The following is a 22,196-nucleotide window of genomic DNA, read 5'->3' as shown; positions in this document are numbered from 1 at the left end:
TTAATTCTGTGACTGATGCAGTCTGCTCAGAGCACCATATGAAGAGCAGAAAGGAGACGATTTCCATCAGTAAAAGAGTATCTAAATGAAAAATCAGTGTTAGGAAAACACTGATGTAAATTTAATTTAAATCTCTAAGATTAATACAATGGTCAATTGACCAATATTTTGAAGTGAAATTGGTAGGCTAAGAGCCTTTTCAAAACCAGATAACTTTGTTTCTCCAGCTAAAACAGTAGGTGGAGTAATATCTATTTCAATTCCATTTTGTGATACAAAAGTAGATAAATTTCCAGCAATCATATTACCCAATTCCCCAGAGAATGATTCAAGCATTTCTCCTTCTAAAAACATACCAAACATAGATTCGCCAATCTTACCAAAAACTTGGTTATTTCCGTCAATAATGATTCTGCCACGGAAATCTCCAGTTAAGCCTATTAATACCCCTAAAGATTGTAAAATAAAGGGTGAAACAGTTAAAGCTGGCTTCTCAATTTGTAGTTCACAGGGAATAACACCTTTTACAGCCTCAATAGTTGCATTTAAGATTTCAGTTGTACTTTTTGTTAATGTCACTTACTATTCCCCCATCCTTCTAATAAAAACATCTTATCATAAAATAGACCTATTTTGTTCAAAATTTTTCTGGAAAATAGGAGGATAATCATGGTACATTTTTCCTAAGGGTGTTGATGGATAAGCTTTTCGCCTATGCATATGTGAAAAAATAATCGAAACTTTTTTCTTATTGAAAATGATTTTCATTAATGATACTATATAAATGAGATAGAAAATTATTCTCATTAAGGAAAAGAGGTGTAACGAATGGTAGCTTTTCCAATTGGTTTAACGGTAATTGGTTATTTATTTGTTATGAAATATGTCTTGAATAATACAACGAAGGCAACAAACCCTAAACAATAGATATACATAAACTTTTGATAAATACTGTTTTTTCTTGTCAACACAGCTCACCAAAATAGGTGGGAGTGCTGACAAGGAAAAGCAGTTTTTTATTGTCGTTTTATTCCACTCTTACTATCCGTAATTGTCCGATTGGTTCAACTAACCATCAGTGGGGGAGGAAGGAAAAACCCACTGACGGAAGTTTCACTTTATAAGAATCATGTGATTTTTTGTCTTCGCTTTCAATTTTCAGTTAATTTTTCTTTATTGTTACTTGGAAAATAGTTAAAATAAAAGAAATACAGGATGAAAAGGAGTCTATCATGCTTTCAACGAATACAGATATTTTACATAAATGGACAGCATTTTATCAATATTTTTTGGCACATGGTGATCAGCAAACGGCACAAAGGTTGAAACAACTAATCAAGAAAGCAACAAAAAAAGAATTTATAGTGACTTTTTGTGGACATTATTCTGCCGGAAAATCAAGCATGATTAATAAACTTATTGGTACACAGGTTTTACCAACAAGTCCCATTCCAACAACCGCCAATATTATCCGTGTGAAAAAAGGAAGAAACCAGTTAAAAGTTTCCTACCGTTCTAATCAAGGAGATGTTTATACAGATGTTCTTGATATAAAAGGAGTACTTCAGGCAACAGAAAGAGTTGAGGATATAAAAGAATTGGAAGTTCAGTTAGACACGGAGTTGCTTTTAGAGAATACTATTTTAATGGATACTCCAGGGATAGATAGTACAGATCAAGCTCATCAATTAGCAACAGAATCTAGTATTCATCTTGCAGATATTATTTTTTATGTCGTTGATTATAATCATGTGCAGTCCGAAATAAATTTTGATTTTACGAAACAGTTAGTTGATTCTGGAAAAAAATTTGTGTTAGTCGTTAATCAAATGGATAAGCATCGAGAAGCGGAAATTTCGTTTCAAGATTTTAAACAAAGTGTTTCCGATTCCTTTTTATCTTATGGTATTAAGCCAGAAAAAATATTTTTCACTACATTAATCGAAACAAATTATTTTTATCAAGGATTAGAGGATTTAAAGAGGTTTATTATAAAAAAAATGAATGAAAAAGATTCCATTCTTCCCATTTCAATGGATGAATCCTTTCAAAAACTTTATAAAGACCATATCTCTTTTATTGAAGCAAAGACTGCTGAACTAATCGCTCCTTTTGAGGAACACTTATCAGGTTTAACAGAGGAAGACTATCGTTCTTTAGAATCAACCTTGTGTATAGTCGAAAATGAAATTCGAACAATAGATGATAAAGAAAGTGAAATGGTAGGCTCTTTAGAAAATGAATGGAATTCGATAATTAAAAATGCATATATTATGCCTTTCAATCTTCGTGAATTAGCAAAAGCATATTTGGAAACAGAACAGAAAAATTTTAAAATTGGATTATTTGGCAGTAAAAGTAAAACACAAAAAGAAAGAGAGGAAAGACTTTTAACATTTTACAAAGAGCTAGAAAAACTAGTCCAAATTCAATTGATAACGCCGCTATCACAGTTTTTTGAGAAACAGGGTAAATCCGAGTATTTTTCGATTATTAAAGGGCTTGCGTCTCTTCTCGATGCTCACAAATTAAAGGAGTTAGTAAATAAGGATGCACAGCTTTCGGAAAACTATGTTCTAGTTTATTGTGAGACAGTTGAAAATGATTTAAAGCAGTCTTTTAGAAAAGAAATCGCTCAGCTTTTTGCTCAATGGAAAGAAGAGCGTCAACACCAATTACATAAGGAAAAAGAAACGCTTATTACAGAGCAGAAAAAATGGCAAGAATATGCAAATACTAAGCTAAAAAAAGAAGAGGTAGAGACCGAATGGCAAGAATGGAAAGAGAATCTCGAACAGCTTACTATAGCACAAACAGTTGATGAGAGCATTTTGCGAGTGTTACTAGACTCAGATAAAGAAGAGATAACATATCAATCCTTCTCTTCTATAAAAACAACATCACCGGAAAAGAAAATAAAAATGGCTGAGAATCAAAAGCTAGAGGTAAAAAATGAATTGGATACAGACCTAATAATAAGGCAGTTACGTTTTTTAAGTAGTAACCTTCAAAAGGTAAAGGGATTTACACATATAGCTAAAAATTTACTTGCCAAAGCCTCAAATATTGAAAATCGTACTTATACTATTTGCTTATTTGGTGCCTTTAGTGCAGGGAAGTCTTCTTTTGCCAATGCCTTACTAGATTATCCGATTCTACCAGTTTCACCGAACCCAACGACGGCAACTATAAACCGAATTTTGCCAATTGATGAAGAACATCCTCACAAAACGGTGATTGTTAAATGGAAAACAGAGTCTGAAATGCTTACAGAGATAAATGACTATTTACAGTTAGTAAAGGAAGAAGCTAGCTCTATTGAAGTCGCACAAAATTTGATAAAAAAGCTGGTTGCTAATCCAGTTGAGAGATATGCAAATGAATTTCGCTATCTTCAAGCTTTTATAAAAGGCTATTCTGTTCATCGCGATCACTTGGGCAGTGAAATTAATATTGATTTAGAAGAGCTTTCTAATTATGTTGCAGTGGAAGAGACTTCTTGTTTTGTGGCATCGATTGATGTTTACTTTGACTGTATGATTACTAGAAAAGGAATTACGCTCGTTGATACGCCAGGCGGAGACTCTATTAACAGTAGACATACGGAATTAAGCTTTGAATTTATGAAAAAAGCAGATTGTATTTTTTATGTCAGCTACTATAATCACGCATTTTCCAAAGCTGACCGTGCTTTTCTTGTGCAGCTTGGAAGATTAAAGGATGCCTTCGAAAAAGATAAAATATTTTTTGTAATTAATGCAATAGATTTAGCGAAGGATGAGGAAGAGCAAGCAGCTGTACAGGTGTATTTACAAGAACAATTACAATTATATGGAATTCGCTCTCCGAGAATTCTTCCTGTATCTAGTCTTTATTATAAGCATCATATATATGGGAAATGGATGAAAAAAGCAGAGGAGCAAATGTATGACTTTATCGAACATGAATGGTTATCGATGATGCTTCAATCTGCCAAAAAAGATTATGAGGGAACAAGGGAACTTTTAAAGAAATTAATAGAATCAGCATTTGCAAAAAAAGAAGTAGCAGAACAAGAGTTATTTAGAATGGCGGAAGAAAAACGAAATATTCTCTCCCAAATTGAAACAAAAAGTTTTCAAGATATTTTAGGAAAATTCAAAATGGAAGTAGAGGAACAATTATTTTATTTAAAGCAGAGAGTTATGTTCCGTTTAAATGAATTAATGAAGGAGGCATACCATCCATCCATTTTGCGAGGGGATAATAAGAAAAGAGAAATATCCCTTGCGACGGCTTCCTTTCTAATACAGTTGAATTTTGAATTTGAACAAGAATTACGAGCAGTAAACGTAAGGTTAGATCAACTATTTTTTAAACAAAGAAAAGAAGGTTATGAGGAAGTTCAGCAATTGGTCCAGTCCCACAATGGGGAAATTCGGTTACAGGAAGAAATGGAACATGAATTGGCTTCAAGTTTAACTTATCATGCTCCTTTTAAAGAATTAGATAATGCTCTTAATAAAATCGGAATTAAATATTACAAAAACCCAAAAAGCTTTTTTGAAAATAATGAACGAAAGAATATGGGGGTAGAGTTGGAACAATTAGTTGATGAGCATGGAAATAGTTTTATAAAAGAACAAATCCACTTCTTCTTTACTTTTTATAAAGAGTTATTTGAACAACATATCGATAAACTTCTTAACGATGTAAATGAACAAGTGGCTGAATATTATGATGGCAAAACGGCATTATTGACGGAACATGAAAATATAGAAAAGCTTGAATGGATTTTAAAAGAATCAACACAAATAGATTCACAGCAAACGAATAAATAGGACTTACTATGGGAGGAATGAAGATGGAAATCGTAAAAAGTGTTGATTGGTTAAAAGAAAATTTAGAAAATGATTCAGTTAGAATTATTGATTGTCGCTTTGATTTAACAAATCCTGACAATGGTACAGACTGGTATAAAGAAGGTCATATTCCGAATAGTGCTTATTTTCACTTGGAAAATGATCTCTCCAATCTAATAAGCGAACATGGGGGAAGACATCCATTACCAGATATGGAAGAGCTTGTCGAGAAGTTAGAACATATAGGGATTGGTCCGGATACTATTGTTATTGCCTATGATAATGGGGAGGGGGCATTTTCTGGGAGATTTTGGTGGTTGTTAAACTATATAGGTCATCCATATACATATATTTTAGATGGCGGCTATAAAGAATGGATAAAGAAGGGCTATCCTATTACAAAAGAAGTCTCAACTTTTTCAAAGACTACTTTCACTCCTGTTATTCAGACACATATGATGGCAACTTATGAGGAAGTCTTAGCCCAAGTAAAGGCAAAAAAGCAAGATAGGATACTAATTGATTCTAGAGAACATAAACGCTATACAGGAGAAATAGAGCCAATCGATAAGAAAAGTGGACATATTCCTGGGGCGATAAACATCATATGGACAGAAGGATTAAAAGATGGATTCTTTTTATCAACTAGTGAGCAAAAAGATAGATTCTCTAGATTAGATCCGAACAAAGAATATATTGTATATTGTGGTTCTGGCATAACGGCTACCCCTAATTATATTTCTTTGAAAATGGCTGGACTAGATAAGGTAAAGCTTTATCCGGGTAGTTTTAGTGATTGGATCTCCTATGAAGAGAATGAAATTGAGACTTGTTTGCCAAGTAAGTCTGAAGAATAAAAAAGTGGGAGACCTTAGGTTTTACACTAGTAGAAACAAAGTTAGATGAAATGGGAAGAGAGTATAATAGTCTTGAACTTATATTAAATAAGCTGGATTAGATGAACAGGAAACTAATGGGAAATTTAGTTTCCTGTTTTTTAACTTACAAACAGCTTATTTTAAATTCAACAAAAAAAGGAGAAGAAAAAGCTACCAGCCACAACCTTGGGTCAATCTGTTATAATATACTAATGGAAATAAAGGAGAGATGAAATTTGAGCAATGAGAAAAAAGCTAACCTAATGCTAGTAGATGGAATGGCTCTGTTGTTTCGTGCATTTTTTGCTACAGCAGTTACAGGTCAATATATGGTGAATTCAAAAGGAATCCCAACAAATGCCATTCATGGTTTTGTAAAACATTTTTTCACAGCAATTGAACATTTTAAGCCCTCCCATGTAGCGGTTTGCTGGGATATGGGAAGTACGACATTTAGAACAGAAATGTATCCTTCTTATAAAGCGAATCGTTCAGACGCTCCTGTTGAACTAATACCACAATTCGATTTAGTAAAAGAGGTTGTTGAAAGCTTTAATGTACCGAATATTGGTATTAGTGGCTTTGAGGCCGATGATTGTATTGGAACGATTGCGAAACAAATGCAAGGTGAAGCGAATGTTACCATTCTAACAGGTGATCAAGATATCCTTCAATTACTGGATGACCATGTTTCTGTTGCCTTATTAAAAAAAGGATATGGTAATTATATGCTTTATACTCCAGTAAATTTTCAAGAGGAAAAGGGAATCACTCCACAGCAAATGATCGATTTGAAGGGATTAATGGGTGATACGAGCGATAATTATCCAGGTGTTAGAGGAATTGGTGAAAAAACAGCTTTAAAGCTTCTTCAAACTCATCAAGATATAGAAGGAATACTTACTAATTTAGCGCTACTAACTAAGGGACAGCGAGCGAAAATTGAAGCCGATCTTGAAATGCTGCATTTAAGTAGACGTTTAGCGGAAATTAAATGCGATGTCCCGGTAAGTTGTTTACTGGAAGAAAGTTTTTTAGACATAAATCCGAATCTTGCTATTCAGAAATTCGAAGAACTAGAATTTAAAAGATTCCATCATTATGTAGAGAAGAAAGAAGAACTTACTTTATTTTAATAAGAAAATAATATTGTGAACTGCCACTACCACTATGTTTAAAGGATGAACAATAATGGTAGTGGCTTTTTATCCCACTCTTAACGGACAGTAAGACCCCACTTCAAGCTTATGAGTATACGAGGAAGCTAGGTGGGAGATCAACTGTAAAGGTCCGATTGGTTCAACTAACCATCAGTGGGGATGAAGGAAAACCCCCACTGATGGAAGTTTCCCTTTATTAATTCTTATTTTGTGTTTTTCTTCTTTGCCGCATTTTCTAATTTGCTTTTGGGAGATGGAGTGATATCTGCATCTTGGCCATAGCCTTGTGGATTGACACCGCCAGCAGCTTTCCCTCTGTTTCGTTGGTTTTTACTCATTATATTCACCTCTTCACCTAATAGTGGAAATAAAAATTCATTCATAGTATGAGCAAGCAAGAATAATATCATCCATAAATAAAGAGACTATTTGTTAGAGGTGATTATATGAATAAGGGTGTCTATGTAGCCTTAATAAGTATTGGAATGGCGCAGTTTCTTAAAATCCCCATTCATTTTTTGAAGACGAAAAAATGGGATAAAGGCTTGTTTTTTCAAACAGGTGGAATGCCAAGCTCTCACTCTGCAGGAGTATCTTCTCTAACGACTTTCATAGCACTAAAAAGAGGCATGCCAACGATTGACTTTGCTTTATCTCTAATTTATGGGTTGATCGTTATGTATGATGCGCAAGGCATTAGAAGACAAACAGGTGAATTAACGTTAAAAGTGAATGATTTAGGAGATTTAGTTGATAAAATTAATACAGATAAAAATATTGCTTTTAAAGAGAAGCAACCAAAAAAATTGAAAGAAATGCTTGGACATCAGCCTCAAGAAGTGCTTGGCGGTGCCTTATTAGGCATACTGATTGGTTTTCTAGGACATATATTAACAAAAAAGAAACGATCGTTTTTACATCGGTAATAAGAGGGATAGAGAGTCGAAAATGATCCATTTGATTCTCTATCCTTTTTTGATTAAATCATCTAAAGAATAGTAATGAATAATATATGACAAACGTCATTAAAGCAGTGGAATAATGTTGAAAAAACTAGAAAATTGTCGTGATATAAAGTAACATATAGGTAAAAGGATAGAGGGGAATGTACATTAAGTTTGAAAACTGTCGAGGAGTATTTGCTCTTTTTAGAAAGTAAAGGCTTTTCCTTTGGTGAAGATGCGATAGGTTTTATTTATTTTGGCAAAGCATATACAAATACTACAGATGAACTTGTTATAACAGCTATTGAATGTACGCTAAAATTACAAAAGAAATTTGATGGAAGTTTTTTTGTTTCCTTACTAGAGATGTTTAACGATAATGAACTGAAAACCAAAAAAGAAGTAATGAGCTTTATAAAAAAAAATCACTTATTTCCGCTTTAACTTGTCTGTATAAAGTGGATAAAGTTATTTTCACTAAACGGAGGCTGTGACAAAAGCATCCCAGCAAGGATAAAACCAAACAATTATACGAAGATACTAATAAAAGTTCCGTATAATTGTTTGGTTTTTTTATTTGTTTTAAAAAGGATGTTTCCATGAATTTGGCTGTGGCTTACTAGCAACAAGCTTTACGAAAAATAAAATAGTACATTATTTCTCCATAACCTTTTGAAAAGCAGCAAATAATACTTTCTTCGGTAATTCAGCAAAAATCATTCCAAGTAAAATCAATATACAGCCGATTGCTGAACTAGTTGTTAATTGTTCATTACTAAATAGGTAAGCAGTTGCTGCTGCGAATACAGGTTCAGTTGCAAAAATTAAAGCAACTCTGGTAGAATTGGTGTATTTTTGCAAACTTGTTTGAATGATAAACGCCAATGCGGTAGCAAGAATAGAAGTGATTAATAAGGCAATGATGACTTCATGATGAAGCAAGATATCGATTTTAAAATTTGCCTTAGGGTTCTCGAATAAAATGCTACCCATTATCCCTAAAACGGATACCGTTAAAAGTTGAACAATCGTTAATAATAAGGTTGGATGTTCTTTACTATATTTGCCTGTTAAAATGATTTGCAAAGCAAAACCAATGGCGCAAATGAACACAAAAAAATCCCCTATATTAATGGAAAAGGTATTGCTCATCGTTAAAAGATAAAGTCCTATAGTAGCAATAGCCACACCAATAATATGGTTAACAAGTAAAGCTTGTTTCAGAAAAAGATACAAAAATAAAGGAACAAGCACCACACTCAATCCAGTTATAAACCCAGCCTTCGAGCTTGTCGTATATACTAAACCGATTGTTTGAAAGGCATAACCAATAAATAAACATAATCCTAAGCTTATTCCAGATTTTAAGCAATGTATATTTAATTGCTTTAGTTGGGAAGGCTTAAAAAGAAGTAACCATACAAATAAAAATAGGGCTGCCAAGAAGAAGCGAATCCCATTAAATATAAGTGGTTGTAGAAAAGCAATTGCATTTTGCACGATTACAAAGGTAGCACCCCATACTAGTGCTACAAATAAAAGGGAGACGTCTGCCAACCGAGCGGAAGTATGTATTTTCAATGGACGAATTCCCTTCTTTATTTATTTTTTCTTATTGCAAGTCTTGCTAATTCATCAGCCGTCCTATTATCTTTACTAGGGATCCATTTAATAAAGAATAAATCTAATTCATTTATGAGTTTTAATGATTTTTCTAGCAGCGGAGCAAATTTTTTGTTTTTAGCGAACTCTTTTTCAATTGCACGACTAACAAGTTCAGAATCAGTGCGAAAACTCACTGTTCGATAATCATTGTTTAGGCAGATTTCTAATGCATTTATCAGAGCATGGTATTCAGCTTCGTGATTACTCATTAATCCGAGTGGAATCGAATATTTTTCTGCAGAACCATGGCCTTTTATGAAGATACCAGCACCACTTGGACCAGGGTTTCCAGCACTTGCACCATCAATATAAACTTCAATCATTTTGATACCTCCAAAAAATTTGGTATGATTAAACAATGATTATATACGAATTGTTTTGCTATTTGTTTTCATACAACTCGCATAAAATGTATATATATCATTAAACATATAACCAATTATGAAAAATAATTATTCCTGTTATTAGATGGAAAAATGGTATAATGACAATCCAGTCTTATTTGCAATAAAGTGAAATGAAACATAACAAGCGATGTAAAATATTATAAATGAAAAAAAGCTTAGATGGGAATGTTTTTTATTATTTCTAAGAAGAATGGATATTTCCTCCAATAACGGGGCAATAAGATCCGCAGTATCATTATCGAAGTCACTCTATATGTAGAAAGGTTGTACCGTTATGAAATATAAATTGGAATACAAATTTCAACGAAAGAAAAAGAAGGATTCAATCTATTTTACTTCAGATTGGATACAATCAACTACGGCCCTTGAAGTAGGAGAGGAACTTGAGAAGCGGAATGATGTAATAGATATGCTTTTTTATGATGAAAAAGGAACAAGCTGGACATTAAAAGAATTACGAAAGCTAAATGAAGAAATGGAAGAAGAGCCGCATGACTTTATCATTTATTTTGATGGTGGCTATCATAAGGAAACGAAAACAGCAGGAATTGGAGTTGTGTTATTCTTTCAACAAGGAAAAAAGAAGTTTAGAGTTCGCGCAAATGAGTTATTTCATGATATTCTTTCCAATAATGAAGCTGAATATGCTGCGTTGTTTCACGCCTTAAACCTACTTGAAGAGCTCGATGTGAAAGACGTTACTTGTGAAGTAAAAGGGGATTCCCAAGTAGTTTTGAAACAATTAGAAGGCGAATGGCCATGCTATGAGGAAGAATTAAATAACTGGCTTGATCGGATTGAAGTAAAGCTTAAAAAACTCCATTTAAATATGATATATTCTTCTATTGGAAGAAATGAGAATAAGGAAGCAGATAAATTGGCAACCCAAGCATTAGAAGGGAAACGCATCTATAGTAAAATGCAATTGCTCTAATTGTCAGGTAAAGGAGAGGTGAAGCTTGGAACGAAAAAAACTGATTGAAGAAGCAGATGGATTAATGAAAGACTATTGCAACGACTGTTTTTTATATCGACAAAATAAGATAGAGTATGGGAAAAGAAGAGCTCACCGCTTCTGTATATCACAATGTACAGTAGGGAATAAGCTAAGAGGATATGGGGAGAAACTATCAGGTGCGAAGTGACATATGTGCTTCCACCTTTTAGCATATACCGCGTAAGCCTTTTTGGAGAAGGTATTTGAAAAATAAAAGGGAATTTCTCTAGAAGCACCACTCCTTGAAAAATCCCCTGAATACTATTATTAATATATATAATTATTAATTATAGTTTAACAACATTAGCAGCTTGAGGTCCACGGTTTCCTTCAACGATTTCGAAAGAAACTTCTTGTCCTTCTTCTAATGATTTAAAGCCTTCGCCTTGAATAGCAGTGAAATGTACGAATACGTCGTCTCCACCTTCAACTTCGATGAATCCAAATCCTTTTTCGTTATTGAACCATTTTACTTTACCATTTTGCATAATAAATATCCTCCTAAGCCTTTCAAGACACTAGTTAGTGCCTATAAAATAAATATTCTCATAGAACAAAATAATAATAGAAAGTAATTATTCAGAATTTTGTTAAATGATGTCTATAATATACACGATTACCCATATGTAGTCAAGGTTTCAAAGCGTTTTTTCCGAAAAGTTAATCAAATTAATGGAAGGGCTTTCTTGTTTTGTTCGCGAAAAGTAAGCGGATACAACACTTATTACTTTATTAATAAATTTACCTATGTATCGGTTATTTTTAGCGTGAATGTAAAATCATGATAATGGGTGAATATTCCTATATATATATAAGAAATAATGAACATTTGACTCGTTCACTATCTAAAAATAATATATCTCATAAATAATAAATTTCAACATATTATGAAGTAGCAGTTTTGTTTTCAGGAAATAGAATAAGAGGGTGGCTTAATGTATCGATTTTCGATTGAAAAAGAAAATTGGATCTTGCGATTTACACCGAATATTGTTTTGGAGGACGACAGCAAACAAGCAATTGTCAAAAGCATCCTCCAATTAGGAAATGTTTTACCTACATTTTCGCATGGAGAGTCCTTTGTCATAATGGTAAAAAAAATCGGCTTAATCGTATTCAATGTAGAAAAAATCCCATCTCTTATTTTGACGGTAGCAAATATTATTGAAAAAGAAAATTGGTATATACAAACAGACAGTAAGATCAAAAAATACTTTATGTAGAGGATGGGACATAACTAAATAGATACTCTGTAAAGACGAACAATTTCTAATATAGCTAGTAAATAGCGGCTGCTTTCGCATACTTTTTACAAGAGGAAATATAATTAGTTGGAAAAACAGAGCAGCCGGAATACACGAAGACTCCTATGGGATTAGCGAGACAGTCTGAGACCCTGCAGGCCACAGGCCGAAGCGGCTCAGCGCGAGCCCCATGGAAAGCGAAGTGTATTCCGGCTGCGGGGAATCGCACCAAACTTCATGGAAACATCCTTTGAAAAACAAATAAAAGCCCGAACAATTATACGGAACATTCATTAGCATCTTCGTATAATTGTTCGGAATTATCCTTGGCTGGAATACTTATGTCCCAGCCTCTTTTAATGCCTTAATAAAAGTAGGAAGGTTACCTCGTGTTGGTAGTAAATGTATGTTTTCGCTTTCATGCTTGTGTGCAAAGAAGGGAGAGCTGACAGGCGTTTTAGTGAATAGATGGATGCAAAAATTTCCTGTGAAAAAACGAAAAAAATATCCTTGAAATCATTGAATTAAAGGGGGAAATGTGTTTTTATTAACATGATTACTATTATAAAAGCAAGTTTGTTTTTCAATGAAATAAACTTTTGCAAAAATTAATTAAAAAATAATAATAAAAGGGAAGATTTATTAAAATGATTGAAACGATTGTAAAGAGCAGTCAAAGTCCGTATTATGAAATCTCAAGAGAAGACCAGATGATACTAAGTCCGTTTGAAGGAACTGTAGATGAGATCCTAATGAAGGAAAATGCTTATTTCTATGAATGGGAAACAATTTTAACCATTAGAACTTTAGCAGGAGAAATAAAAGATGTGAGCGTTCCTTTTAGTGGATCCGTTGTCCAATTATTGGTGAAACCTGGTGATAAAATTGCTATGAATACGAGGTTAGCTTCTTTACAAGATGATTTACTTGTTACTGGTTGTGATTAATGATGCAAAGAGCATGGAAAAACTTAAAAAAATATAAAATTGGTTACCGAACCTTTAAAACAGCTGTGGCAGTAAGCATAGGTATATCTATAGCCCAATTTTTACATTTAGATTTTTATGTTTCTTCAGCGATTATAACCATTCTGTGTGTTCAAAACTCTAAGAAAAAATCACTTCATAGTGCATTTTCTCGTTTTATCGCATGTATGCTTGCCATTCCATTTTCCTATATATTCTTTGAAGGTATTGCGTTTGAACCATATATTATAGGATTATTGTTATTGTTATTTATTCCAACAACTGTTTTACTTAAAGTAAATGAAGGAGTAGTAACAAGTACGGTTATTATTCTTCATATCTACTCCACTAATCATATGACTTGGGAAGTAGTCCTAAATGAGCTAGGGTTAATTGTAATTGGAATTGGCGCAGCATTACTTGTAAACAGCTATATGCCTAGTTTGGATAAAGAAATGAAAGTACATCAAAAGGATATAGAGCAGTATTTTAAAGCGCTTTTGATGGATATGGTTGTATATCTTCGGACAAATGAAATGAAAGAAGATTATGTATTAAAATTAAAACGTGCTTCAGATGAAGTGCAATATGCAAAATCAGTAGCCTATAGAGACGTTGAAAATCATTTTTCTCGTAAAGAGAATTATTATTATAAGTACTTTACGATTAGAGAAAAGCAATTAGAAATTATTTCTAGGCTTTTTGACCGAATTTTAGCTGTCGAAACTTTAGATACTCAACGCGAGCTTGTGGCAGACTTTTTAGAAGAACTTAGTTTATGTGTTCATTCAGGGAATACGGCAGTTCTGTTTTTAAGTAAACTCCAACGAGTCGAGGAAATGATTAAACACGACAAGCTGCCAAGTGATTGGCGTTCTTTTGAAGAACAAGCCCATGTCTTTTTTGTCATAAAAGAATTGGAACAGTATTTACAAATTAAAAAATCGCTAAAAGTAGCATATTAACATGCTTTCGTGAACTAAATAGGAGATCGACTGGGACTTAAATGAAAAGAAAAGTCTCGGTCGATATTTCCTTATTCCCCATACTGATTACTTCTTTGTTTGCTATTAACATATTAAAAAAGGAATATACCCTTTAAAAACTAAACTTTCAAAACTACCCCAGTTGCATTTTAACCGTTTTTCCCCATTCTATACAATTAGCTTTATAACGATTATAATATTATTTTGTATAAAAATAGGATGAATATTAGTTGTGAAAAAAGGTGATATAGATGAAATTAATATTAGCAGAAAAACCATCTGTATCGAAAAATATTGCAGATGCTTTAAAAATAAAAAATAGACAAGATGGCTATTTTGAAGGAAATGGCTATATAGTAACATGGGCTTTTGGTCATTTGTTACAATTGAATGATGCAAAGGACTATGATGAAAAAATGTCTACATGGAAACTAGAAAATTTTCCATTTGTCCCTACTAAATTTCAATACAAAGTTAAGTCCGATCCAAAAAATAGAGATAAACCGGACCGTGGTGCTGAGAAACAGCTTAAAATAATACATAGACTGATGAAAAGGCCAGATGTAGATACAATTATTTCTGCTTGTGACTATGATCGAGAAGGGCAGCTTATCGGGGACAGTATTATTTATAATTTAAGAACAGAAAAAGAAGTCTATCGTTTACTATTGAATGAATGGACGCCTAAAGAGGTATTAAACGGCTTAGATAATCTTCGTTCCAATAAAGAATTGCGTCCTCTTCAAGATGCAGGAGTTAGCAGACAATGGGCTGATTGGTTAATTGGCATTAACTTAACATCTGTTGCCACTTTAAAATATCAAAAGGGCAAAGGGAAAGCTTTAAATATTGGAAGAGTTTTACTTCCAACACTAAAAATCATTTATGATCGTGATAAAGAAATTGAGACCTTTGTACCAGAAAATTATTATAAACTACAAGCCATGTTTTTAACTGAAAATGGAAGCAATTATATAGGTACCTATTTAGAAAATAAAGAAGAAAAATTTAAAGAGGAACATTATTTAAAAGATTTAGAGGAAAAAATTAAGGGCAAAACAGCGATTGTAACCGAAAAAAAAGTACAGAAAAAAAAGGAATATCCACCCTTCTTATTTAATCTTTCCAATCTTCAAGGCTATATAACTAGTAAATATAAAGGCTGGACAGCAGATAAAGTATTAAAGGTTGCACAAAGTCTTTATGAAAAAAAGTATATTACGTATCCAAGAACAGCAAGTATTGCACTAGAAGAAAGTTTGATTTCGAAAACAGAGAAAGTAGTAAATCTCCTTGCTGACAGTTTGCCTATCAAAGAGGAAATTAAATTTTTTCCATCCAAACGAATTTTTGATAATAAAAAAGTGGAGAGTCATAGTGCGATTATTCCAACGTATGTGCTACCAAAACGATTAAGTCAAGAGGAAGAACAAGTATATGAAGCAATAAAAAACCGATTATTAATGCAGTTTATGCCGGTTGCTGAAGTAGAAGAAACAAAAATTATTACGAGCATGAATCAAGTAGAACTAAAGGGCAGCTTTATAACGAAGGGGAAAGTCCAATTAGTGGAAGGCTGGAAAAAGATTGAAAAAATTCAATCGAAAGATGTCATGCTTCCATTGGTTCAGTTGCAAGAAGAAGTATTTACAAGTGAAGCAACAACGACCACACATACTACCCAGCCTCCAAAAGAGCATACGGAAAAGACATTGCTTCGATTAATGGAAACGTGTGGGAAAAACTTTGACGCAGAAAAAGAAGAGGATGTTTTGTCTATCTTAAGTGGTTTCAGTATAGGAACGCCAGCCACTCGAGCAGAAACGATAAAGAAATTAAAAGATATTGGCTATATTGAAGCAAAGAATAAGAATTTAGTTTGTACCGATTTAGGAAGAAGAATCGTTGAAATCTTTCCGATTAAAGATCTGTTTAATTTAGATTTCACAGGCAAGCTGGAAAAAGCACTTTATGATATTGAAAAAGGGCAATTTAGCAAACAGCAATTTTTGCAAATTATTAACAACTTCACGACAAACGCAGTAGAAACAATAAAGAAAGAAGAAGAAATCATTATTCAAGAAGTAACCTATACCAAACAAACAACAGAGGTATTAGGGAAATGTCCCCTTTGTGGTCATGCTGTTGTTGAAGGAAAAAAAGGGTTTGGTTGTAGCAATTGGAAAAATGGCTGTAAGTTCGTAATTTGGAAAAATGATAAATTTCTTGCAACCATGAAGAAAAAACCGACGAAAACAATGGTTAAAGCATTACTGAAAAATGGCAAAGCACCCGTTAAAGGATTAGTAAGCAAAAAAGGGAATAAATTTGATGCCATAATGAAATATGAAAAGAATCAAGACAATGAGTATTTTAGCTGGAAAATGGAATTCTCTGAATAATTTTGCTGTGAAATTGTTTCAGTGCTAAAATAGAATGATAAAGTAGCTTTGAATTATACAAGGAAACAAGAGCTCTTTAAGGTAAGCTTTTGATTGAAAGAATCTTGTTTCCCCTTTTTTTTTATAGTAAAATGCAAAAGACATATTCTTTTAATCCATCGCCTTTTTTAGAGAGATAAAATTTATAGGAAAATAGTGCATACTGCTTTACTTTAAAACGTTTTCTTAAAAAATTTAATTTTCTAAGGGGTATTTTTTCTTGTTTAAAAAAGACTATACATACATAGATAACATAGACAAGTATAAATGAATAAAATAGAAAAAAAGGAGAAATCCTGGTAAAGGAGGGGTTGAATTGCCGACACCTAGTATGGAAGACTATATTGAGCGCATTTACAACCTAATAGAAGATAAAGGATATGCACGAGTATCAGATATTGCGGAAGGCTTATCTGTACATCCCTCCTCTGTAACAAAAATGGTTCAGAAATTGGATAAGGATGAATATCTAGTTTATGAAAAATATAGAGGCTTGGTTTTAACGCCAAAAGGAAAAAAAATCGGGAAACGACTAGTCTATAGACATGAGCTATTAGAGCAATTATTAAGAATTATTGGTGTCAAAGAAGAGAATATATACGAAGATGTGGAAGGAATTGAACATCATTTAAGCTGGGACTCGATTGATCGCATTGGAGATTTGGTTCAATTTTTTGAGGAAAACCCAGAACATACAAAAGAATTAAAGTTAATTCAGCAAAAAAACGATTCGATCGAATAAGGGAAGGGCAATTCTCTCTAGGTATGTGCTACTTAACATAACAGTAGCATGGACGCCTACAGAGAATTGCCCTTATTGGTTAATGAAGAAAGTCAATTAATAGATAGGGGGGTAATTGTCAAAGTTATCAATTATAGAAAAGGATAGATCTTCTTCCTTTCTTTCATTCTCAACAACTTCTACTCCATCGATAACGCCTGTTTCGATATCCAGTAGTGCTTTGCGATAGGAGATTACTCTTCCATTAGAGGTTTTAAAACTAATAATGTCTCCTAGATGATTTCTTTCAACTGCAATTATTTTTTCCATACAAAGTAGCTCCTTTCCTCGTGAAAAATATAAATTTTATTCCTAGCAATTAATGTATATGAAATAGTATATACAAACATATTCAAAATTATCATTATTTACTTTTGTGTTTTATGCAATCGTAGAAAATATATTTATCCCACTCTTAACGGACAGTAAGACTCTTGCAGTAAGCTTATGAAAATACGAGGAAGATAGGAGGGAGATCAACTGTCCATAAAGGTCCCCTTGGTTCAACTAACCATCAGTGGGGGATGAAGGGAAATCCCTACTGATGGAAGTTTCACTTTATCTCTACCCCAAATTTATATTTTCATTCCCGTTTCTAGATGATATCCTAAAATTAACAATTTAAAAGAGGTGAGTGTATGGGGAGATATGGATTAGAGGAGTTCTTAACAAAAACAGAGCAAAAAGATAAGGATGAAGGAATTTTTGAACTAGAAACAGAGAGAATGCTCGAAATAAATTTAACAAATCAAATATGGGCAAAAGCAGGAAGTATGGTTTCTTATCGTGGAAACATTCGATTTACAAGGGAAGGTATTTTGGAACATGGACTAGGAAAAATGTTTAAGAAAGCATTAACAGGCGAAGGTGCCTCTCTTATGAAAGCAGAAGGCAATGGAAAGCTTTATTTGGCTGATCAAGGAAAGAAAATTTCCATCCTGCATTTAAATGGGGATTCTATCTTTGTGAACGGTAATGATTTACTTGCTTTTGAACCATCGATTAAATGGGATATTAAGCTAATGAAGAGAATTGCAGGGATGCTTTCTGGTGGTTTATTTAATATCAATCTATCTGGAAGTGGCTTGGTTGCAATTACTTCTCACTATGAACCACTAACACTAAGAGTTACTCCAAATAACCCAGTTTTTACAGACCCTAATGCAACAGTTGCGTGGTCGGGAAACCTACAGCCAGAATTTGTAACAGACATAACCCTTAAAACTATTTTTGGTAGAGGTAGCGGAGAATCCATTCAAATGAAATTTTCGGGAGAAGGCTTTGTCGTGATTCAGCCATTTGAAGAAGTGTATTTTTCCAATGGTGGCGGCAATAATGGCTAAGTTGTGCATCAAATTAAATTGTAAAGGAAAGAAAGTATTGCCTGTTAGGCAGTATTTTCTTTCCTTTTAACTTGATAAGTTAATAGTATTATTTCCACTCGTAAGGTGTTTCTTGATAGACATAATAATTTAGCCAGTTGGAAAATAATAAATGAGCATGAGAACGCCAACTGTTTAACGGCTTCATACCTGGATTGTTATTTGGGAAATAACGTAATGGAAGATGAATATTTAATCCTTTATCTTTATCTCGTTTATATTCCTCCGCTAGTGTACAAGAATCGTATTCTAAATGACCTGTAATCATGATTTGTTTTCCTTTATTTGCACTGATGATAAATGCGCCAGCATCATCTGAGGCAGATAATAGCTCTAGGTTCGAATGGGCTTTAATTTCTTCAATTGATACATTTGTATGCCTTGAGTGAGGGGCTAAAAAGCTGTCATCAAACCCACGCATTAACTTATCCGACGGATTTAATACAGAGTGGGAATAAATTCCGTAACATTTTTGATCTAACTGATACTTATTAATCCCAAAATGATGGTAGAGAGCTGCTTGTGCTCCCCAACAAATATGAAGAGTAGATGTAACATTTGTTTTAGACCATTCCATTATTTTCGTTAATTCTTCCCAATAATCAACTTCTTCAAAGCTCATTAATTCTACAGGCGCACCTGTAATAATCATCCCGTCGTATTTATTTGTTTTTATTGCTTCAAAGTTACGATAAAATTGTTCCAAATGGTATGGACTTGTATTCTTTGATTCGTAAGATGCTGTTCTTAAAAAGGATATATTTACTTGTAAAGGGGTATTCCCAAGCAAGCGTAAGATTTGTACCTCTGTTTTTTCTTTTTGGGGCATTAGGTTTAATATTAATATGTTTAATGGTCGGATATCTTGTGCTTTTGCCCGACCTTCTTCCATTACAAAGATATTTTCATCTTCTAGTATTTCACGTGCTGGTAAGAGATGAGGAATTTTTATTGGCATATAGGTATTTCTCCTCCTAAAGATAGAATCATCTTATAATGTATTTCTATGATGGAAATAGTAGTGTTACACAAAGATATACGGTCGTTTTTCTTAGAAATAACCGAATATCTTAAAAGTTATCAAATGGAATGTTTCTTTATCATGGCACTTTCTTCAACATAGCTTATTATAAATTTGATTTGAATATGTCGCAATCATAATGTTTTGAATTTTAGAAAAGATAGATTATTTTATCCCACTCTTAACGGAGGGCACTGAAAAACTGGCTAGTAATGATGATGGACAATAGCCACTTTTTAAACATAAGATGATGGATTTGTTTTCCGAGGCATCCGCTCGCTTTCCATGGGGCGAGTGCCAAGCCTCCCATAGGAGTCGAGCGGACGCCTCTCCAAACCAACCTTATTTTCACTTTCAAATATGCTTGCTCTTCATTTCACACGAAAAAAAAGACTTTTTCAGTGGCCTCCTCTTAACGGACAGTGAGACTCAACCATAAGCTTACGAGAATACGAGGAAGTTTGGTGTGATTAACTGTCCGTAAAGCCTCGATTGGTTCAACTAATCATCAGTGGGGGAAGAAGGAAAAACCCCAACTGTTGGAAGTTTCACTTTATAGAAAATTATAAGGAGATTGCTAGTAGAAATAAATAAGGATTGGGAACTAATTGAAGAGAGCGTAGAAGGATTTTGTCGAAACGTGTACTTATAACGTCTCTTTTATTGTACAATACTAATTGAAGGTTGAAATTGCAGGAGGAAAATCATGGAGGTAAAGACGAAAATGAAATCTGACATCGAAATTGCTCAACAAGCAGTAATGAAACCAATTATACATATTGCCGAGAAACTTGGCTTATCAGACGATGATATTGAATTATATGGAAAATATAAAGCGAAAATTTCTGCAGATACATTAAATACTTTGAAAAAGAATAAAGCAGGTAAACTTATCCTTGTGACAGCTATTAACCCAACTCCCGCAGGAGAAGGGAAATCGACCGTTACAGTTGGTTTAGGTGATGCATTGAATAAATTACATAAAAAAGCAGTTATTGCGATGAGAGAACCTTCCTTAGGTCCAACAATGGGCATAAAAGGAGGAGCAGCTGGTGGCGGAAAGGCACAAGTGCTTCCAATGGAGGATATAAACCTGCATTTCACTGGAGATCTTCATGCCATTACAACGGCAAATAATGCTTTAGCAGCTTTAATAGATAACCATATTCACCAAGGGAATGAATGCCGTATTGATCAGCGCAGAATCGTATGGAAAAGAGCTGTGGATTTAAACGACCGGGCTCTAAGAAAAGTAGTTATCGGGTTAGGTGGTCCATTACAAGGAGTACCAAGGGAAGATGGCTTTGACATTACCGTTGCTTCTGAAATTATGGCCGTATTATGTTTGGCATCCGATATTAATGATTTAAAAACTCGATTATCACGAATGGTCGTTGCCTATAATATAGATAAAGCTCCTGTGACAGTTGGAGATTTGAAAGTTGAAGGAGCACTTACTTTACTACTTAAAGATGCAATTAAACCAAATTTAGTTCAAACGATCGAACATTCTCCAGCTATTATTCATGGTGGTCCATTTGCGAATATTGCCCATGGCTGCAATAGTGTTATTGCGACAACTGCTGCGGTAAAATTAGGAGATTATGTAGTAACAGAAGCTGGATTTGGAGCAGATTTAGGGGCAGAGAAATTTTTAAATATTAAGTCGAGAAATAAAGAGATAAATCCTGAAATTGTTGTGATAGTTGCAACGATTCGAGCGTTAAAAATGCATGGAGGAGTTTCTAAACAAGAACTTGCCATGGAAAATACCGAAGCACTTCGAACTGGTTTTGCAAACCTGCAGAAGCATGTGGAGAGTATTAAGGAATTCGGCTTACCATTTGTTGTAGCCATTAATAAATTTATAACAGATACAGAATCAGAAATTAACGTGTTGAAAGAGCTATGTGAACAAGCAAACATTCCCGTTGCTTTAACAGAAGTATGGGAAAAAGGTGGAGAAGGTGGCTTAGAACTTGCTCAAAAGATATTAGCTATTTTGGAAAAGAACGAACATACATTCCAAAACTTATATTCTCTTGAATCCACAATAGAAGAAAAGATTCTTGCGATTGCCACCAAAATTTATGGAGCGAATAGAGTGGAATATTCTTCTAAAGCAAAGAAACAAATTGCTGACTTTGAAAAATTCGGCTGGGGTAATCTCCCTATTTGCATGGCGAAGACACAATACTCCTTATCTGATGAACCGTCATTAATCGGCAGACCAGAAGGGTTTTCGATTACGATTCGTGAGTTTAAGCCTTCTATTGGCGCAGGATTTCTCGTAGCCCTTACTGGAGATGTCATGACAATGCCTGGTTTACCAAAAAAACCAGCTGCTTTAAACATGGACGTTGATGAAGATGGAAAAGCGGTAGGATTATTTTAAAATAGTCAAAGTAAAGCGCAAGGATTATATACCCACAATGTAAGAGATTTCTTTTATATGTAAGTAAAAGGCTTGCGCTTTTATAGGCA

Annotated in this window: 21 protein-coding genes; 14 read left to right on the top strand and 7 right to left on the bottom strand. The window is 33.8% G+C overall.

All coding sequences use genetic code 11. The features are described from left to right. Nucleotides 1–126: 126 nt before the first annotated feature. Nucleotides 127–579, bottom strand: a complete 453-nt coding sequence (locus NST60_RS21450) for a chemotaxis protein CheX (protein WP_016203092.1) — start codon at nt 577–579, stop codon at nt 127–129. Between the two features lie 653 nt (nt 580–1,232). Here NST60_RS21450 and NST60_RS21445 point away from each other — a divergent pair. From NST60_RS21445 to NST60_RS21435, 3 genes are all read left to right on the top strand, one after another. Continuing rightward, nucleotides 1,233–4,820, top strand: a complete 3,588-nt coding sequence (locus tag NST60_RS21445) for a dynamin family protein (protein WP_169188751.1) — start codon at nt 1,233–1,235, stop codon at nt 4,818–4,820. Between the two features lie 23 nt (nt 4,821–4,843). Continuing rightward, nucleotides 4,844–5,698 carry a sulfurtransferase gene (locus tag NST60_RS21440; protein ID WP_101730981.1) on the top strand — a complete coding sequence of 285 codons (855 nt, stop codon included), beginning with the start codon at nt 4,844–4,846 and terminating at the stop codon, nt 5,696–5,698. Between the two features lie 284 nt (nt 5,699–5,982). Beyond that, the gene (locus tag NST60_RS21435; RefSeq protein ID WP_224428192.1) at nt 5,983–6,855 is read left to right on the top strand and encodes a 5'-3' exonuclease; all 873 of its coding nucleotides are present in this window, start codon (nt 5,983–5,985) and stop codon (nt 6,853–6,855) included. Between the two features lie 227 nt (nt 6,856–7,082). On the opposite strand, the gene sspL is transcribed toward NST60_RS21435, so the two are convergent. After that, nucleotides 7,083–7,217: a small, acid-soluble spore protein L gene (sspL, locus tag NST60_RS21430; protein WP_016203098.1), complete on the bottom strand. Its 135-nt coding sequence runs from the start codon at nt 7,215–7,217 to the stop codon at nt 7,083–7,085. 108 nt (nt 7,218–7,325) lie between these two features. Between sspL and NST60_RS21425 the strand changes: the two genes are divergently transcribed. Both NST60_RS21425 and NST60_RS21420 read left to right on the top strand, forming a co-directional pair. Continuing rightward, on the top strand, nt 7,326–7,805 hold the full coding sequence (locus NST60_RS21425; RefSeq protein WP_016203099.1) for a divergent PAP2 family protein: 480 nt from the start codon (nt 7,326–7,328) through the stop codon (nt 7,803–7,805). A 192-nt stretch (nt 7,806–7,997) separates the two neighbouring features. Beyond that, a complete protein-coding gene (locus NST60_RS21420) occupies nt 7,998–8,267 on the top strand; it encodes a DUF6123 family protein (protein ID WP_016203100.1) in 270 nt (89 codons plus the stop codon). 210 nt (nt 8,268–8,477) lie between these two features. Here the strand turns inward: NST60_RS21420 and NST60_RS21415 are convergent, their stop codons facing one another. Together NST60_RS21415 and NST60_RS21410 are read right to left on the bottom strand one after the other, a co-directional pair. Then, entirely contained in the window at nt 8,478–9,404 is a 927-nt protein-coding gene (locus NST60_RS21415; RefSeq protein ID WP_016203101.1) for a DMT family transporter, read from the bottom strand. 17 nt (nt 9,405–9,421) lie between these two features. Then, on the bottom strand, nt 9,422–9,811 hold the full coding sequence (locus NST60_RS21410; protein WP_016203102.1) for a reverse transcriptase-like protein: 390 nt from the start codon (nt 9,809–9,811) through the stop codon (nt 9,422–9,424). A 358-nt stretch (nt 9,812–10,169) separates the two neighbouring features. Between NST60_RS21410 and NST60_RS21405 the strand changes: the two genes are divergently transcribed. After that, nucleotides 10,170–10,829: a reverse transcriptase-like protein gene (locus NST60_RS21405; RefSeq protein ID WP_016203103.1), complete on the top strand. Its 660-nt coding sequence runs from the start codon at nt 10,170–10,172 to the stop codon at nt 10,827–10,829. Between the two features lie 25 nt (nt 10,830–10,854). Next, entirely contained in the window at nt 10,855–11,040 is a 186-nt protein-coding gene (locus NST60_RS21400; protein ID WP_016203104.1) for a zinc-finger domain-containing protein, read from the top strand. 139 nt (nt 11,041–11,179) lie between these two features. On the opposite strand, the gene cspD is transcribed toward NST60_RS21400, so the two are convergent. Next, nucleotides 11,180–11,380 (bottom strand): cold-shock protein CspD, encoded by a 201-nt coding sequence (gene cspD, locus NST60_RS21395; RefSeq protein ID WP_009332654.1) that lies wholly within the window; start codon nt 11,378–11,380, stop codon nt 11,180–11,182. Nucleotides 11,381–11,827: 447 nt separating this feature from the next. Between cspD and NST60_RS21390 the strand changes: the two genes are divergently transcribed. The 5 genes from NST60_RS21390 to mntR all read left to right on the top strand — a co-directional run bounded on the left by NST60_RS21390 (nt 11,828) and on the right by mntR (nt 17,270). Continuing rightward, on the top strand, nt 11,828–12,115 hold the full coding sequence (locus NST60_RS21390; RefSeq protein ID WP_101730985.1) for a hypothetical protein: 288 nt from the start codon (nt 11,828–11,830) through the stop codon (nt 12,113–12,115). Between the two features lie 668 nt (nt 12,116–12,783). Continuing rightward, entirely contained in the window at nt 12,784–13,083 is a 300-nt protein-coding gene (locus NST60_RS21385; protein ID WP_016203105.1) for a hypothetical protein, read from the top strand. Continuing rightward, nucleotides 13,083–14,066 carry an aromatic acid exporter family protein gene (locus NST60_RS21380; RefSeq protein ID WP_101730986.1) on the top strand — a complete coding sequence of 328 codons (984 nt, stop codon included), beginning with the start codon at nt 13,083–13,085 and terminating at the stop codon, nt 14,064–14,066. Before NST60_RS21385 ends, NST60_RS21380 begins: the two co-directional genes overlap by 1 nt. Nucleotides 14,067–14,338: 272 nt before the next feature. Beyond that, nucleotides 14,339–16,489 (top strand): type IA DNA topoisomerase, encoded by a 2,151-nt coding sequence (locus NST60_RS21375; protein ID WP_341100108.1) that lies wholly within the window; start codon nt 14,339–14,341, stop codon nt 16,487–16,489. Between the two features lie 355 nt (nt 16,490–16,844). Further along, nucleotides 16,845–17,270, top strand: a complete 426-nt coding sequence (gene mntR, locus NST60_RS21370; RefSeq protein WP_016203108.1) for a transcriptional regulator MntR — start codon at nt 16,845–16,847, stop codon at nt 17,268–17,270. A gap of 96 nt (nt 17,271–17,366) precedes the next feature. Here mntR and NST60_RS21365 read toward each other — a convergent pair whose 3' ends face one another. Continuing rightward, nucleotides 17,367–17,579, bottom strand: a complete 213-nt coding sequence (locus tag NST60_RS21365) for a DUF3892 domain-containing protein (RefSeq protein WP_101730987.1) — start codon at nt 17,577–17,579, stop codon at nt 17,367–17,369. Nucleotides 17,580–17,947: 368 nt separating this feature from the next. On the opposite strand from NST60_RS21365, the gene NST60_RS21360 reads away from it, so the two are divergent. Beyond that, on the top strand, nt 17,948–18,652 hold the full coding sequence (locus NST60_RS21360; RefSeq protein WP_224427682.1) for an AIM24 family protein: 705 nt from the start codon (nt 17,948–17,950) through the stop codon (nt 18,650–18,652). Between the two features lie 88 nt (nt 18,653–18,740). On the opposite strand, the gene metA is transcribed toward NST60_RS21360, so the two are convergent. After that, nucleotides 18,741–19,649: a homoserine O-acetyltransferase MetA gene (gene metA / locus NST60_RS21355; protein WP_016203111.1), complete on the bottom strand. Its 909-nt coding sequence runs from the start codon at nt 19,647–19,649 to the stop codon at nt 18,741–18,743. A gap of 769 nt (nt 19,650–20,418) precedes the next feature. Here metA and NST60_RS21350 point away from each other — a divergent pair. Further along, nucleotides 20,419–22,107, top strand: a complete 1,689-nt coding sequence (locus tag NST60_RS21350) for a formate--tetrahydrofolate ligase (RefSeq protein WP_169188747.1) — start codon at nt 20,419–20,421, stop codon at nt 22,105–22,107. Nucleotides 22,108–22,196 lie beyond the last annotated feature (89 nt).

The organism is Niallia sp. FSL W8-1348 (assembly GCF_038006745.1).
Classification (GTDB): domain Bacteria; phylum Bacillota; class Bacilli; order Bacillales; family Cytobacillaceae; genus Niallia; species Niallia alba.
This window is presented reverse-complemented; position numbering and strand designations above follow the sequence as displayed.